Origin of the sequence: Anaerosphaera aminiphila DSM 21120, assembly GCF_900129925.1 — a bacterium.
GTDB classification, from domain to species: domain Bacteria; phylum Bacillota; class Clostridia; order Tissierellales; family Peptoniphilaceae; genus Anaerosphaera; species Anaerosphaera aminiphila.
The window spans coordinates 21,068-37,281 of record NZ_FQXI01000017.1 but is presented as its reverse complement, the minus strand read 5'-3'; the positions used below and the strand labels follow the sequence as shown (position 1 = coordinate 37,281).

At 31.0% G+C, this 16,214-nt stretch carries 10 protein-coding genes and 1 pseudogene; all 11 read right to left on the bottom strand.

Annotated features, from left to right (window positions below; all coding sequences use genetic code 11):
• Nucleotides 1–1,251 (bottom strand): DUF1542 domain-containing protein (locus tag BUB47_RS08865; RefSeq protein WP_159430549.1); only part of this gene is annotated, 1,251 nt, incomplete at its 3' end.
• Nucleotides 1,252–1,277: 26 nt separating this feature from the next.
• The gene (locus BUB47_RS08860; RefSeq protein WP_073185526.1) at nucleotides 1,278–1,523 is read right to left on the bottom strand and encodes a hypothetical protein; all 246 of its coding nucleotides are present in this window, start codon (nucleotides 1,521–1,523) and stop codon (nucleotides 1,278–1,280) included.
• Nucleotides 1,520–2,056 carry an AAA family ATPase gene (locus BUB47_RS08855; RefSeq protein WP_073185524.1) on the bottom strand — a complete coding sequence of 179 codons (537 nt, stop codon included), beginning with the start codon at nucleotides 2,054–2,056 and terminating at the stop codon, nucleotides 1,520–1,522. The genes BUB47_RS08860 and BUB47_RS08855 overlap by 4 nt, the downstream gene beginning before the upstream one ends.
• Nucleotides 2,049–2,966, bottom strand: a complete 918-nt coding sequence (locus BUB47_RS08850) for a hypothetical protein (protein WP_073185522.1) — start codon at nucleotides 2,964–2,966, stop codon at nucleotides 2,049–2,051. The genes BUB47_RS08855 and BUB47_RS08850 overlap by 8 nt, the downstream gene beginning before the upstream one ends.
• 11 nt (nucleotides 2,967–2,977) lie before the next feature.
• Nucleotides 2,978–4,828 carry a Dam family site-specific DNA-(adenine-N6)-methyltransferase gene (locus tag BUB47_RS08845; RefSeq protein WP_073185521.1) on the bottom strand — a complete coding sequence of 617 codons (1,851 nt, stop codon included), beginning with the start codon at nucleotides 4,826–4,828 and terminating at the stop codon, nucleotides 2,978–2,980.
• Nucleotides 4,825–5,046 (bottom strand): helix-turn-helix domain-containing protein, encoded by a 222-nt coding sequence (locus tag BUB47_RS08840; RefSeq protein WP_073185519.1) that lies wholly within the window; start codon nucleotides 5,044–5,046, stop codon nucleotides 4,825–4,827. Before BUB47_RS08840 ends, BUB47_RS08845 begins: the two co-directional genes overlap by 4 nt.
• A 145-nt stretch (nucleotides 5,047–5,191) precedes the next feature.
• Complete coding sequence (locus BUB47_RS08835; RefSeq protein WP_073185517.1) at nucleotides 5,192–5,848, bottom strand: DNA-binding protein; 657 nt, start codon at nucleotides 5,846–5,848, stop codon at nucleotides 5,192–5,194.
• Between the two features lie 43 nt (nucleotides 5,849–5,891).
• Nucleotides 5,892–11,735, bottom strand: a pseudogene (locus BUB47_RS08830) (helicase-related protein); the annotation flags it as partial.
• A gap of 581 nt (nucleotides 11,736–12,316) precedes the next feature.
• On the bottom strand, nucleotides 12,317–12,553 hold the full coding sequence (locus BUB47_RS10245; protein WP_407639563.1) for a TnpV protein: 237 nt from the start codon (nucleotides 12,551–12,553) through the stop codon (nucleotides 12,317–12,319).
• A 968-nt stretch (nucleotides 12,554–13,521) separates the two neighbouring features.
• The gene (locus tag BUB47_RS08825) at nucleotides 13,522–14,487 is read right to left on the bottom strand and encodes a DNA cytosine methyltransferase (protein WP_073185513.1); all 966 of its coding nucleotides are present in this window, start codon (nucleotides 14,485–14,487) and stop codon (nucleotides 13,522–13,524) included.
• Nucleotides 14,480–16,201, bottom strand: coding sequence for a DNA topoisomerase 3 (locus tag BUB47_RS08820; RefSeq protein WP_073185511.1), 1,722 nt, complete (start codon nucleotides 16,199–16,201; stop codon nucleotides 14,480–14,482). Before BUB47_RS08820 ends, BUB47_RS08825 begins: the two co-directional genes overlap by 8 nt.
• Nucleotides 16,202–16,214 lie beyond the last annotated feature (13 nt).

Here is a 16,214-nt window from a genome sequence, read left to right as displayed (position 1 = left end):
GATTGCTGCAGTTCTATCTTTTGCTGCTTGGTCGATTTCTGCTTTAGCTTTGGCTTTTGCATCTGCTAATTCTTCAGCTTCTGTTTTTGGAGTAACTTTGTTTATTTTGTCTATTGCATCTACTTTTACTGTTCCTACATCTTCTATTGTAGTTGCTTCGTCTACTGCTTTGTTTCCTGCTGCTCTTTCTTCTTCTACTTTTGCTACTGCATCTTCTATTGCTTTATCTGATACATTGTCCATTGCTTTGATTTCTTCAGTTCTATCTTTTGCTGCTTGGTCGATTTCTGCTTTAGCTTTGGCTTTTGCATCTGCTAATTTTTCTGCTTCACCCTTTGGAAGAGCTACTTTATTAATTTTATCTATTGCAGCATCTTTTGCTGTTGTTATATCTGCTGTTGTTTTTGAATCATCAATTGCTTTAAAACCAGCTTCTTTTTCTGTGTTTACATTAGTTATTGCAGCTTGTACTTCTTCAGGGTCTGCTCCTACTACTTTATTGATTTCTCCAATTTTCTTATCTGCTGCAGCTTGTACTTCCGCTTTTGCAGTATTTCTTGCATCTATTATTTCTTTTGCTTCTATAACATATACTGTGTATATGCCATCTTTAGCAACTTTAATTTCGTCTGTTTGTACTTGTCCTTCTTTTAATTCCTCTGCTGATGCATAGTGATATCCATCAGGAATTTTATCTGTATAGTTACTTTCACTTAGTTTAATAGTTACATCAACATAATCATTAAATGCAGATGTTCCCACTGCTTCACCTGTTAAAACATTTACGAAATTCACTGTATAATCTACTTTATCACTGTGAACATAAATATCTGTTATTTTAGGATCCTCAACACCTTTTTCGCCTGCAATGGCATATTCCGGTTGAGTTTTTCCCATTGCTATTAATTCTTCAGCTGTTGCATAATGATATCCTTCAGGTATTGCAGGGTTAGTTAATAATGCATCTGGAATAACTATATTATCACCTGGATAATATGCGTCTTTATCTGCAATTGGAATTATCTGTTGCTCTCCTACAACTTCACCAAGTTGGTTAATATATCTTACTCCAACTTCTCCTATAGGAGTTCTTTCCACAACGATTCTACGACTATTATTTGTAGGATTTCCTTTGAAATAATTAACTAAGTCTGCATTATCAGATTCAACAAGATTTATTTGAATTCCTGATCCACCTATTAATTTAGCATTTTTAACTCCCTCAAATTTTGCACTTTCAGTATCTGACATGTTTCCTACATTCCAAGTTTTCATAGTTACATTTGCAAATTCAACATATGAATTCCATATCCTGTTGACTGTAATTTTATACTAGAACCTTTCCCAAATTCTACGTTAGCTTTTACAAAAGTAAATTTAATACTATAGGATGAATTTTTGGCCTCAATCTTAGCTCTTTCCCCAAAAATTACTTTTTGAGTAAAATTACTGCTACTGGCTGAATTACCAACTAAACTTAGATAATTCTCTTGGTACCATTCAACATCATTACCTATTGTCATTTCTTCCCAGCTGCAGGTCTTGGTGATACATAAATCCAATCAAATCTTCTTTTAAAAGCAGTATCCATTGGAAATACATTTTGATCGTTTGTGTTTACACTACATAAAATATTAAAATTGCTAGGAAACACAAGTTGATCATCCGTAATTTGAGGTATGTGAGATGTAATATTTTCATTTCTAATAGGATATTCACTTTCAAACTTTTCATTTCTGTCTAATAATTGAAATATATCGCCAAAGATAGCAGAAACATTACCTCTTGATAATTCTTCTAAAACCAAATATACATCTTTCGATAAATCTTCATATGCTTTCATCAATGCCAAGGTTAGTACTCCCGGAAAAAACTTAAAGCCAGTACCATTAGAATCCTTGTAAGGTAATAATTGCCCAATAAAATCAAGATAACTATACTCTGGATGTATAACTACTCTAAATATTTGACTATTGGGTATATTGGCTAATTGTTTATTTATTTCAAAACTTTTACCTGTGCCTGGAGCACCAAAATATATTTTTTGATCAAACATCAAAATACTCCTTCCCCTTTTTTAGCTTCTCTAAATATTCGAATAATATTTGAGTTCTTTTAAATTTACTTTGATTTGTAATCTCATTAGAATACTTATTGTTAAAATCATTAATTAAAGATAAGTCCACCATTAAATTAGAATTTATTGCTAATAAAGTCAATCCTAAAGCTCTTATCCAATAAAACTTTTCATTACTGCCTTTTACTTTATACTCTCCATCTACCTTTTCAAGTCCGGTATTAAATCTATCTAATTTCAATACAAAATCGTTTTTAATGCTATTGTACTCATATATATCATCAAGATTACTTCCGTGAAAAATTTTGTCAAAACTTTTAAAGTTTTCTATTACTACAGAATCATCCATCCACTCATTAAAAATATTGACAATTTCAATTCCAAATAACTTCATTAGATACAGCTCTTGTAACAAATAAGAAGCCTTGATCTCTGTAGCTATTAGATTAATTAAATATATCGGCTTATTTGAAACCTTGAAGTTTGGACTATCAAGACTGTCATTTATAATTGTAATCAATTCTGGAAAAATAGTTTGCGAGAATAATGCACTCCTCGAAACCTCTTCATTATTAGATATAAAAATATATCCAAATATTTTATAATAGAATTCCCCTTTATCAAGTTTTAGTATAGGTAGATCCATTTTCACAACATTAATATCAATAATATCCAGAATAAGTCCAAAAAATTTTCCAGAATCTTTTAAACCTGATGTTGCTTTAACATCACCATATTCTATTGATTTAATGTTTAACTTAAAATTATATTCATTTATTTTGTCCACAATCCTATTTTCAATATTAAAAGAATTGTTATTTTTATATATTGGATGTTTATAAAACAAATCTGGAAAAGTTTTATCATTTAGATATAATATTCTTTCCATATGATAACCTCCTAATAGTTTGTAACCAAAACCTCTTTCCTCGGATATTTTATTCCAGTCTGACCAATACTATGAACAGAATATCCATGACTCTTTATCCATTCTATTAATATGTTATGAACTTTTCCATTATGTTCCACTACATTGGATAGCATAAATTTTCTACCTGACTGATCAATATGATTTAAAAAATCTAGCAATTTTGATTCTTCATCTGAATCCCAACCTTTAAAACCTCTTTTCCCATCATTATACTCAGCTTTGGTAATAAAATAAGGAGGATCAAAATAAAAAACAGTATCAAGCGGATAGTCTTCAATGTCTATATCCTCATATGATTTATTTAGTAATTCTATGTCTTTAGTTTTAGGAATAAAGCCTAGAATTCTTTCTTTTATACTTTCACAATATTCATTATTACCAACTGGTGTGTTCATTTCATATGAATTATTAAACCTAATCATATTTTGAAAAGCATAAATCTGCAATACAAATAAATTTAAAGGGGATTTATCTTGTTTGTTATAATGATCTCTAAATTTTATATATTCATCCTTATGTTTTTTCTTTAAATTAAACTTTTTAACTGTTTGTTCAATGTCAGAAATTAAAGCTTCTGGTTCAGATTCTAAAAGCATTTTTATTATCGAATAAATAAAAGGATTATATTCATTATAAACAACCTTATCCATGGCTTGAATATTAGCGCCAATGTTAAATGCTCCACCCATAGCATCTACAAAAACAGATACATGATTAGGTAGATACTTAAATATTTTATCAGCCACTTTATCTTTGCTGCCTGAATAATTCAATGGTGACTTATTTATGGTAAAATCTTTTTCAAAATAAATAATACACTCTTTAAGACTTTTACCATTTCCCTTCATGCTTAAATTATTAGTAGCATATTCTCTATAGTGAACTTTTTCAACATATACTTTATTGTTTTTAGCAAATTTAGAAGCCAAATTTACCATTTCATCAATACTTAGAATCGATTGATTGCTATAGCTTACCAAAATATGTTTGAATTTTATCTGTCTAAAAAGATCCTCAAAAGCATATATGGCATTAGTTTTATTTGAATAGTCTGAAAGCTCTCTTTTTTTTCTTCTTCCAGTTTTCCCAAATATTTCTGGATAATCATACTTAGCAATTGTCTCTATTAGATGATATGAATTAGTATATTGATTAATTGTATAGGGAGGATCTAGGTAAGCAATATCTCCTTCAATCTCCCTAACTAATTTATTAGTGTTTTCACAAAATATAGTGTTATCTTTTATTTCTTCAACACTATTTAGTTCTAGAGATGTTAATTCAAATTCCTTTAAAGACCTAGATTCCCAAAATTTTAAAAATGCCTGATACGTTCCTGTTGTGTTTGATACTTTCATTACGCTTTCAAAAAGAGAGGCTAAAAGAAAGCAGTATTCTGAATAATCTATATCACCATCTTTATAGAATTCTTCTATATCTAATCTCATTCCATCTATCTTAATTGCATTTGATTCGGTAAGGTACATCCTATTTCCAACTGGAGTGTAATTGTTATAAATATAAAAATTTTTACCTGGTCTATAACTTCTATTATTTAAGTATATAAATGGATCTTCATCGTATTTATTTATAAATGATGAAAATTTAGGTGCTGTAGCATTTAATAATTTTGCCTCAGCTATAATTTTAGAAAAATACATATAGTCATTAGCGATTATTTTATATTTATCTTTAAAGTAATCTCCTACAGAACAAGTTCCTGAAAACAAGTCAGCAAAAACTTCACCTTCTATATTGTGTTTTTCTATAACTTCTTCTATAAACCATGTTAGTTTTTCTTTGTTTCCAAGGTACCTCATAATTTCTTCTCACTTTTAATATAATTATATTCAATAATATCTCCAATATCACATTGAAAATACTCACAAATCTTTCCTAATGTTTCCAAACTTACATTTTCGTCTCTTCCCATTTTTGCTATTGTCTTGGGTGTAGTTGCTATTGCACATTGTAAGTCTGTTTTTTTCATATTTTTATCTATTAATAACTTCCATAATTTATTATATGAAAATCCCATATCATTCTCCAATTCTATATTTTACCTTTCTAAATGTATAGATTAACTACCTAATTATAGCATATAACACAGATTCCTTTCAATTATATGATTTACTTCGTTAAAGTGATCAAAAAAATAAAGGCAGTCCGAAGACTGCCGATATTTATCTCTCTGTATCTTTGCTATGATCTTTCTTATTTGATTTAGTTTTATCATCTGTCTTAAAGCTTTTTATTTGCCCTAATATAGACTTTTTATCCTTGTCTTGACTCTTTACTTGTTCTTTTGCTTTTAAGAGCTTAGAAGACAAAATACGGACATTCTTATGTTCCTTTCCGTTGTTGTCAATGCTTGTTTTTACTTGTCCGAATATTTTAACAAAATCTCCTTGTTTTAGGTTCTCTAAATCTTTTGTCTTATCTCCATAAGCTGAACAATTGGTATAAACTTTATTTCCATCGTCATCTTTTGAAACAAGAGAAAAATTACTTACTTTGAATTTTTCTCCATTTGCGTTTTCTCTTTCAAGATTTTCTACTTTTCCAGCTATATTGCCAACGAGATTTATAAGATCATCTTTTGCTTCAATATCACTGACATTTTCAACAATCTTACCTTGTTCTTTCATATCATCAATCATATAGTCAAAGTCATCACTTAGTAGACCCGTTGTGTCATTGTTCATATATAAAACATAGACTTCTTCAAGTGCCTTTTCATCATTAACACCTTTTTCTATGCTCACAAGTGCTTTTATAAAATCCTTGTAATTATCATTCATCATTTCTTCTAAGTTTTCTCTAATATCTTTATATTCCATATTGTCCTCCTTGTACTAAATAAGGAGAGCCTTTCGCTCTCCTCTATCTTTCTTGTGCTTTTTCGTTTTTTTCTTGATTTTTATCTTTTTCTTCTTCCGATTTGAATTTTGATATTTGTCCCAATATTGATGGTTTCTCTTCCCTTGCGTGAAGATTATCCTCTACATCATAAGTTGATTCAAAGTAATCACTATCTTTAAAATCATTGTCATACCTATCTGGTATTCCGTCATTATCAAGATCTTTTGCCAGTGGATCATAGAAGTTTCCATCATCATCTATTTCTAGTCCTAGAGCTTGTTTTAAATCTTCTTCATCTACTGATACCAGATCATCAAAACTTGACATCTTTATGGCTTCAGTCATATCTTTAAGAGCTTGTGAATTAGATATATCTTCTTCTACAAAAGATTCTGTTCTAATAGCTACATCATCTACATACTGAGTCCATGTTTTTTCTTCCAAATTTACCTCATATTGAATCGTGTGCTTACCATCTGATGTTTCTGTATAGGCAAGTCCTATATGGCTTAAATCAGGATATAGTTTGTCAAAGTCTTCATAGCTATTAGACTCTGAAAACTCGTAGTTAGAATAATCAACTATCGCCCTCTTTAAATCTTCTAATAGTGGTGATTGGTTTTCTAATTCTTCCACTTCTCCCATATCTAAAAGTTTATTAATTTCAGCTAGTCTTAGGGTCTTATCCCTTAACTCATCTGCTTTTTCAAATGGTTTTGTCAATTCTACTTTGGCATTTTCTAAAGATTCTTTATAATTTTCAAGGTTTTGATTTAACCTTTCAAGTCTTGAAGGCATTTTTTCAATGGCATTATCAAGCCTTGTTATATTACCATCAGTAGAGTTTGAAAACTCTCCGAAGTATTCTGCTTTTCCTAGGAGTTTAAAGGTGTGAGTATTAGTCATAAAGTTATATGAAACTTGTAAGTCTAAATTTCTATATTTACCTATAACTTTGTTATCATTTATCTTTACCTTTTTTATTTCTTCTAATAGCTTCTCTCCAGCTTCTTTCTTATCTAAAATTTTATTTGTCCCAAGACTGATTGAAGTGAATTTGCTATCTCCTTCTCCTAATTTCTCAACACTTGCAATATCTTCTTTAACTGCTTGTATTTCCATTTCAGTTTTTAAAATACTTTGAGGATAAATTTTATTTACCTTATCTTCGAGCTTGTATCTATTAGACTTATAGTTTGCTTCAAGCATTTTTAATTTTGTAACATCGTTATCTAAATCCATCTTTTCTTTAATTAGAGGGTTTCCAGTAGCTAAAGCCTTAATTTCTGAATAAGATAGACTTGCTTCATCAACATCTTCTGCAACACGCACAGGCGTCTTGCTTGTCATTATTTGGGATATGAATTTCTGCTTATTTTCTATAGTCTGCCATAAATAAGCATCAAAGGTATTTTCTGTAACATATCTAAAGATATTTACCTTATCATTTTCATTACCTTGACGAACAATTCTACCACTTCTTTGCTCTAGGTCAGACGGTCTCCACGGAACGTCTAAATCGTGTAAGGCTATTAGTTTGTTTTGTACATTTGTACCTGCTCCCATTTTTTGAGTAGAACCTAATAATACTCTTACTTCTCCTCTTCTTACCTTAGAGAACAATTCATCTTTTTGTTTGTCTGTATCTGCTTCGTGGATAAAGGCTATTTCTTCTTTAGGTATTCCCATATTCACTAGCTTATTTCTAATATCATCATAGATATTAAACTCTCCATCTCCTTTTGGTGTAGACATATCTGAAAATACTAATTGTGTCGATGAATTTTCTTTTGTCTTATCCCAGATCGAAAAGATATTTTTAACACATACATTTACCTTTGAATTAGGATCATCGGGAAGTAGTGGATTTATTAATCTTTGGTCAAGGGCAAGTTTTTTACCATCATTTGTAATCTTTAGCATATTATCTTCTGTTGGCTCGACTTGATTATTTCTAACTGCGTCAGCTCTTTCTGAAATGGCTTCTAATATTTCTTTTTGTTCCTCAGTAGGTTTTGTTTTAATAACTTCAAAGTTTGCTTCTGGTACTGGCAAATTTAACATATCTGAAGTCTTTATATCTGCTACTTCTTTAAACATGGACATCAACTCTGGCAAGTTATAAAACTTTGAAAATCTTGTCTTTTGCCTATATCCAGTGCCTTCTGGAGATAATTCAAAAGTGTTTTCTGTTTCTCCAAAGGTAGAAGCCCAAGCGTCAAAATGTTCTAATCCTCTTGCCTTTAAATCGTCATATTGAAGATATCTTTGCATAGTATAAAGCTCTGTCATTGAATTTGATATTGGTGTACCAGTAGCAAATACAACGCCCTTTCCATCTGTCATTTCATCCATATACCTACATTTCATATACATATCCGAAGACTTAAAGGCTTCACTCTGACCGATACCCGCAACATTTCTCATCTTGGTATGCAAGAATAAGTTTTTGTAATTATGAGCTTCGTCTATAAATAACTTATCTACTCCTAGTTCTTCAAAGGTTATTACATCATCCTTTTTAAAGTCATCATTTAGTTTTTCCAGTCTTACCAAGAGTTTCTTCTTTGTCTTTTCCAGTTGTTTTACAGTGAAATTTTCTCCTCTATTTCTTTTGTTCTCATCAATAAAGGAAACTATATCATCTATTTGGTCTTGTATATGCCTTATCTGGTATTCCTTTGACATTGGTATCTTTTCAAATTGAGAGTGTCCTATGATAACTGCGTCATATTCTCCCGTTGCAATCCTACCAATAAATCTTTTTCTATTTTTAGGTTGGAAGTCTTTTTTATCGGCCACCATAATATTTGCAGACGGATATAATTGCATAAACTCTCTACCAATTTGAGTGGTTAGATGGTTAGGAACTACAAATAATGACTTACTTGCAAGTCCTAATTTTTTAGATTCCATAGCAGAAGCTACCATTTCAAAAGTTTTTCCTGCTCCTACTACATGGGCAAGTAGTGTATTTCCACCATAAAGAGTCCTTGCTATGGCGTTTTTCTGATGTTCTCGAAGTCTGATTTCAGTATTCATTCCATCAAAAGTTAAGTTAGAACCATCAAATTCTCTATTTCTAATAGAATTGAATTTTTCATTATAAATCTTTTCTAGCCTATATCTTCTATCAGGATCTTCAAATATCCAATTCTTAAATTCTTCTTTAATTAGCTCTTGCTTTTGACTTGCAAGCATAGTTTCTTTTTTGTTTAATACAGAGGTCTTAGAACCATCATCATTTATTACTTGGTCAAATACCTTTGTATCTTTTAGATTAAGAGCATTTTCAATTAGCTTATAGGCATTCACTCTACTTGTACCATAAGTCATGTTAGCAAGGTCATTAGTCGAGTCAACACTTTTACCTTCAATGTTCCATTCACTTGTATGTGGCGAGAACCTAACATTTATATTCCACCTATCATAGCCAGGTGTTTTTAAAAGGTTAAAAGTAAAGTCTTCTATATCTTTTTGAGGTATCCAAGTTGCTCCTAACCTTACATTTATATCAGAAGCAGTGAGTTCTTCAGGCATAACTTCTTGTAATTTCTCTCTTTGATATTTGAGTTTGCCTAACTCGTTTAATAATGTATCTTTCTTTTCAGAAGGTGCTAAATCTATTACATTTTCAATTTCTCCGATATATGAATTGAGGTAACCAATCTTTTCTCTAATATTGCCACTTAGATACTCATCGGCCGATACATATGAAAAATGAAATGGATCGTCATTGTTAAAGTTTTCAAAGGGCATTCTGTTATTTATTAGGTCTGTATCCCTAATATCTAAAAATATCTCGCCCTCAAGTTCACCAATTAAGGTGTCCTTATCTTTACTTGTGATAGATTCCATATATTCAAAATCTACATATCCCTTTTGTGAAACTGATAAAACCAAAGCTTCAAGAGAAGTGTCTACATGGTCTACTACTTTTGCCTTTGTTATTGTTCTTTTTGAGAATATATCACTCTTAGCTTTGAAATTATCCTCATCATCAAGTATTTCTATTGATGAAACCAAAGGAAAGTTCGAGTCTTCCTTTAAGGCTCTAGTGTTTGATAGGGAGTTAATAAAGCCATGTTTCTTTGAAAAGTTATCATAGACTTCATTTAACTTTGCTTGTGATTCTTTTATTTCTTCATCAGAAAAATCGTCCTTTTGTTTTTCTATTACATTTTTTAAAGCATTCATTACATCAAGGTAATCTTTTATCTTTTCTTTGTTTTTATCTGATATATTCTGCTTAATTAAGACTGAGTTTTCTCTTAGGTAGACTTCTTCATCAATAATAGTGTAAGAAAAATTTTTAACATCATCTGTCGCTGGAAGACTTAATTCTTCATCTTCCAATAATTCGACCTCTTCATATTTTGAATTTGAAGATATTTCCTTACTTGCAAGATCCATTAAATCTTTTAAATTTTCATCTTCTTTTTCATCACAAGTAATGGTATTGCCAAATCTGCCAGATACTTCTTTCATATCCCCTAATACCATCTGAGGATTATCTACAAAGTATTTATTATAAGTCAAACCCTTTTTATCAGTTGCTAGATGAATCCAATCATCATCTCTTTCTATAACTGAATCTCTCTTTTTTAAGAAAATAATATCTGAAGTAACTTCTGTACCAGCAAGTCCTTTAAATGTTGTATTAGGTAGCCTCATAGCTCCTAAAAATTCACACCTTGCATTAATATATTTTCTAACAGATTCATCTTTTTTATCCATAGTTCCAGATGAGGTTATGAAGGCAACAATTCCTCCATTTCTTACCTTATCTATTGACTTTGCAAAAAAATAATCGTGAATCAGAAAGTTATTTCTGTTATATTCACGATCGTTTACTTTAAAATCTCCAAAGGGAACATTTCCTATTACCAAGTCAAAGAAATTATTTGAGAAGTTTGTTTCTTCAAAACCTTTAATTTGAATATTAGCTTCAGGATAAAGCTCTCTTGCTATTCTTCCACTAAGGCTATCTTTTTCTACTCCATATACTTTAGAGCCTTGTATTTCACTTGGCATATTACCAATGAAGTTACCAACTCCTGCAGATGGTTCAAGGATATTCCCAGTCTTAAAACCCATATCTGTTAGGGTCTTATATATCCCATCCATTACCTCTCTAGGTGTATAAAACGATGTTAAAGTAGACTCTTTAGCATTCAAATACTCTTCATTCGTTAAATTTTCTTTTAAAATATTTCTTGCTTCAAGCCATTGTCCTCCTTTTTCTTCATCGAAGACATCGGAAAGACCTCCCCAACCCAGATAATCAGCAAGATAAGCTTGTTCATACTCTCTTGGACTCCTATTTTCATTTTCAAGTCTTTTTAGCATTTTAATAGCTTTGATATTTTTATCTAGCTTTTCTGAGGGTGTTAGGTATTCTGAGTAAATATGATTTTTCAAGTCATAATTTCTAGCAAAACTTAGTCTTTCCTTATTAGGTTCATAACTTAAATTCTTTAAATCTTCTTTACCTCTCAATAAGTTTTCGGATGCTTCTCTTGGCTCGTTTATCCTATCCATCATTTGGTCAATTTCAGGATTGTAGTTATCAATAAAGCTTTCTTGCTCTACTTGTCTTTCAATTTGATTTTCATGCTCAGATAACTTGTATATTTCATAATCTCCACTATCTAAAAGGTCATCAATCTTTCTACTTTCTTCAAATGTTTCACCCTTATATAAAGGAAATTCTTCTCCATTAACTTCTACCTTAGTTCCTGTTTCAATTAAGTTAATTCCATCAAAGGTATTTTCATCTTCTAAAATAAATTCCTTACCAACCTTTACTGCTAGTTTTTCTGATGTTTGACTTAGATTTTCAAAGATTTCTTCAAGGTATGAATCGTTTCTATATGGAATTACTTCCGAACCCCTAATCATACCTCCCATATATTCCATATTATCTCTAATGGTTACAGTTTTAAGTCCTCCACTTAGTTCATCAAAGTCTGTAATAGTAAAGTCCTTATCTTTATATCTAACCTGATCGCCTATCTTAAATTTAGGTTCTATCTTTTCCTTTACTTCTTCTTGTAAAGATTTTTCCTCGCTTATTGCAACTTGTTCTTCTAAATATGAAAATTCACGCTCATTTACTTCTTCACCATCACCAAGGTCAATCCTATAACGCTCGACAACTTCGCCATCTACATAGTGGTCAAAATAGAATTTGAAATATCCGATATAATCATCAGTCATTTCTCCAAATTCATTTTCTCCAAGAGTTTGATTATGGTCTTTAACATCTATATCCTTTTGTCTTAGGACATTAATTAAGTCTTTAGTTACTATCTGTCCACTATAATCAGGAACTAATTCGTGGTTTTCATTAAATTCTACAATCCAGTAATTTTTTCTATTTTCAGTGTTTTTGTCACCAAAAAAAGAAGCTTCATCAGCTTCCTTTTCTTGGCTTATTTCATTTTCTAAGCTTCCACGTATTCCTTGATTGCTATTCTCTTCACTGTTGCCATCAAGTTGTTCATCTGTCCTTGGTATTCCTCTGGATTCTCTCTTTTCATCTTCTCTGTCAATCCTTGGGCTTTCATCATCTTGACTTTCTCTCTCTTGATAAAGTCCACTGCCTGATTCTGAATTTCCTTCAGATGGTTCAAAAGTGTTTTCTCCTCGTACATTTCCTGAAGTTTCTTCCAGTTCTCCATGTCCTCGCTCCCTACCAGGTAAGACAGTCTCAGAACCGCGTAAGTCGGATTCGGAAATCTCTCCATAAATTCCATATCCTTCTCCATCATGTCCAAGGTTTTCTCTTCGATCTTCATCGCTATTTCCTCTGTCGCTTCCATCTGTGAAAACTCGTCCATCTCCACTTCTTGACCTATCATCTCGTCTATATAAATCATTTTGACCTCCTCTATTATCATTTATATTTTCTATATCTCTATTATAGTCGGCATCGGCCCTTTCTGTCAGCAGCCTAGCACGATCCATTTCCTTAGATTTTTCTATTGTGCTATCTATAATATCTTCACTAACCCTTGATATTACAAGACCTATCTGTTCTAAAGAAATTGTATTAATCCTCAAGAAATTATTTTTTAAATTTTCCATATCCATAGGATAGACTGTATTAAACCTATTAGCTACCGCATAGGATATTGAGTCTCTCATAAACTTTTCAAAACTCAGTCTATCCTCTATATCTATCCTTAAATCAGCAAGAGCCAAATTAATATATTCATCTCCATAAATTCGACTAAGAGAAAATATATTTTCATTAAGTGAATCACTAGCTTCAAATGAAGAATCTCTTATAATTTCTTTTAAAGCCTCGTTATGATTTTCGTGGTCAAACTGCCATAAGCTAACCTCATTAATATTCCTATCCATTGATGTGGTCTGACTAATATCAAAGATATATGAAACTCTTTGACTTACATCACTTCCAACTAAAATTGGAATACCCTTTTGACCTCTCATAACAACTCGACCAAAATATTTCTTCCACATATCAAAGGTTGCACAAGCTCTAGCTTCAGGTTCTTTGTTGTATATACTTAGTTGGCTTGAAAAATCATATTTTTGATTGTTACCTATAACTTTTAAGAGTTTTAAATATTCTTTTTCATCTTGCAAAACTTCATACTTTATTGCTTCTTGTATATTCTTAAAATCATTTACTTGCATTTCCTACCTCCATTCTATGAATTTCTTTTATAATAGCCATTAAAATATCAACCACAATAGAATTGCCTGCCTGCTTATATAGTTTGCTTGAAGTGCAATTTTTTCTTCTTGGATGTACTTCCTCTAATTTATCTATATCACTATCATCAAAACCCATGAGTCTTAAACATTCTCTTTCTGTTAAATACCTATATTTACCATTTCCAATATCTATTATTCCAGAATTAGGAACTCTCATTTGTTTTGTAGAAATAGTATAAGAAAAAGCTTTAATCACTTTTAATCGCCCTCTAAAACTGTTATCTATGCCTTTATTTAAAAATTTCAGCATATAAGGTTGGGTCATTGTATAAAGTTCACTTACATCCTTTTCTAAAAATTCACTTAGTGGTCTAGTTTCTTTCCTCTCCAATTTATTAAAAGAAAAGTTGTTTTTTCCAAGACATGAAACAACAAATATCCTTTCCCTTTTTTGAGGTATGCCAAAGTCCATTGCATTTAAGATTTTATACTTGCTTTCATATCCTAGGCTCTCTAGCTCTTTTAGATAAATAAAAAAGGAGTCCCTCATATTTCTATCAAGAACTCCCTTTACATTTTCCCAAATTATCCATTTAGGTTTTTCTTTCATTTCTTTAATTATTCTAATTGTTTCAAATAGTAAGCTTGATCTAGTGCCTGAGTTTTTTACTCCTCCCTGCTTTTTTCCAATTCTTGAAAAGTCTTGGCAAGGACTTCCATGCATAATTAAGTCTATCTTTTCATTAGGAGCTTTATATCCTACTACTGATTTTGCTCTATATTCTCCTCCATAAAGAGCGTTATATGATTTAACACAAGCCTTATCTATTTCTACATAATCAACAACTTCATAAGGTATCTTCAAATTAATAAAAGCCTTTCTAATAGCACCTATGCCACCGAAAAGCTCTAATATCTTCACCTTATTCATTTAGATTATTCTTGTACCTATCTACAAGCTCCCTTATATTATTTTCTATTTCTCTTAAAAAGTCTTCTTTATCTACTTCTCCAGAGCTAATCTTTGCAAGTTTCATTTCCCATTCAGAAGTTGTTTCTGCTGATTTAAACTTATCCTCTACAATCGATACAAGCCTATTGCCTTTTTCTGTTACAAGTAGATTTTTCTTATTTCTTCTTATAAGGTCCTTATGGATAAGATTTTCAATAATTCCTGCTCTTGTAGCTGGTGTTCCTAAACCTTTCCTTTCTACTTCTATGTCTTTATCCAAAGATTCAATCCCTGCATTCTCCATAGCCTTTAAAAGTGTATCTTCATTATAATGACTTGGAGCTTTTGTAAATTTCTCCGATATATTTTTAGAAGTTAGCTTAATTTTATCTCCAGTCTTTACATCTGGTAATTCATTTTCTTGTTTTTGTTTTCCATAAGGCTTTAAATACTTGGCATAACCTTCATCGATTATAGTCTTGCCACTTGCATTGAAGTTAAATTTATCATATTCATATCTGATTTTTCTACTAGATTCCTTTAAGTTATCCGAACATGAAGCAAGTAATTTATTCTTAATTAGATTATATACTTTGCTTTCTTTATCAGATAAATCTTTAGCTTTTTCAATACCAGATATAGTAGGAATAATTGCATAGTGGTCTGTAACCTTAGATGAATTAAAAATAGACTTAAAGTTTGATTCATTAACCCTAAAATCATCTTCAAGTCCTTCTAATAATTCTTTCATAGTAGTAACCATATCATCGGTTAGATACCTGCTATCTGTTCTTGGGTATGTGATTAGCTTTTTTTCATACAAACCTTGTGCTAGATTTAAAGTGTCATTTGCTGAATATCCAAAATATTTATTTGCTTCTCTTTGTAAGGTAGTGAGATCATAAGGCTTATCTGGTTTTGTGCTTATTTCTTTATCCTCTACCTCTGTAATAACTATTTCATCTTCTAGTAGATTTAATAGTTGTTCTGCAACTTCAATTCTATCAATCCTATCTGATACAAGTTTTAATTCTCCATAAGATAGGTCTACCGTATAATATTTTTGCTTCTTAAATAGGTTTATTTCACTATCTCTTTTAGCAATTAAATATAGAGTTGGTGTTTGTACTCTACCAACTGAATATGTTTCCTTGTAAATGCAAGAATAAAGCCTGCTTAGATTCATTCCTACTAACCAATCCGCAATAGATCTTGCACTTGCCGATCTATATAAGTCTTCAAAGTTTTCTCCGTCTTTAAGATTTCTAAAGCCATCTTCAATAGCTTTGTTTTCCATTGAAGATATCCAAAGTCTTTGAATCTTCTTTTTACATTTAGCTTGATTATATACAAGCCTAAAAATAAGTTCTCCCTCTCTTCCAGCATCACAAGCATTTATAACTGTGTCGATGTTCTTATCGTTTAAAAGTTTCTTTAAAATTCCATATTGTTTTTTAGTGCTTTTAGATACTTCATAAATATATTCTTCTGGGATTATAGGAAGAGTGTCTATTGTCCATTTCTTCCATTTTTCATCAATCTTATCTGGACTTGCCATTTGAATTAAATGACCTACACACCAAGAAACAATGTATCCATTCCCCTCATAATATCCGTTTATTCTTGTTCTTGCTCCAATTACTTTTGCAATTGTAACTGCTACACTTGGCTTTTCTGCTATTACTAACTTCATTAATACCTCCTTA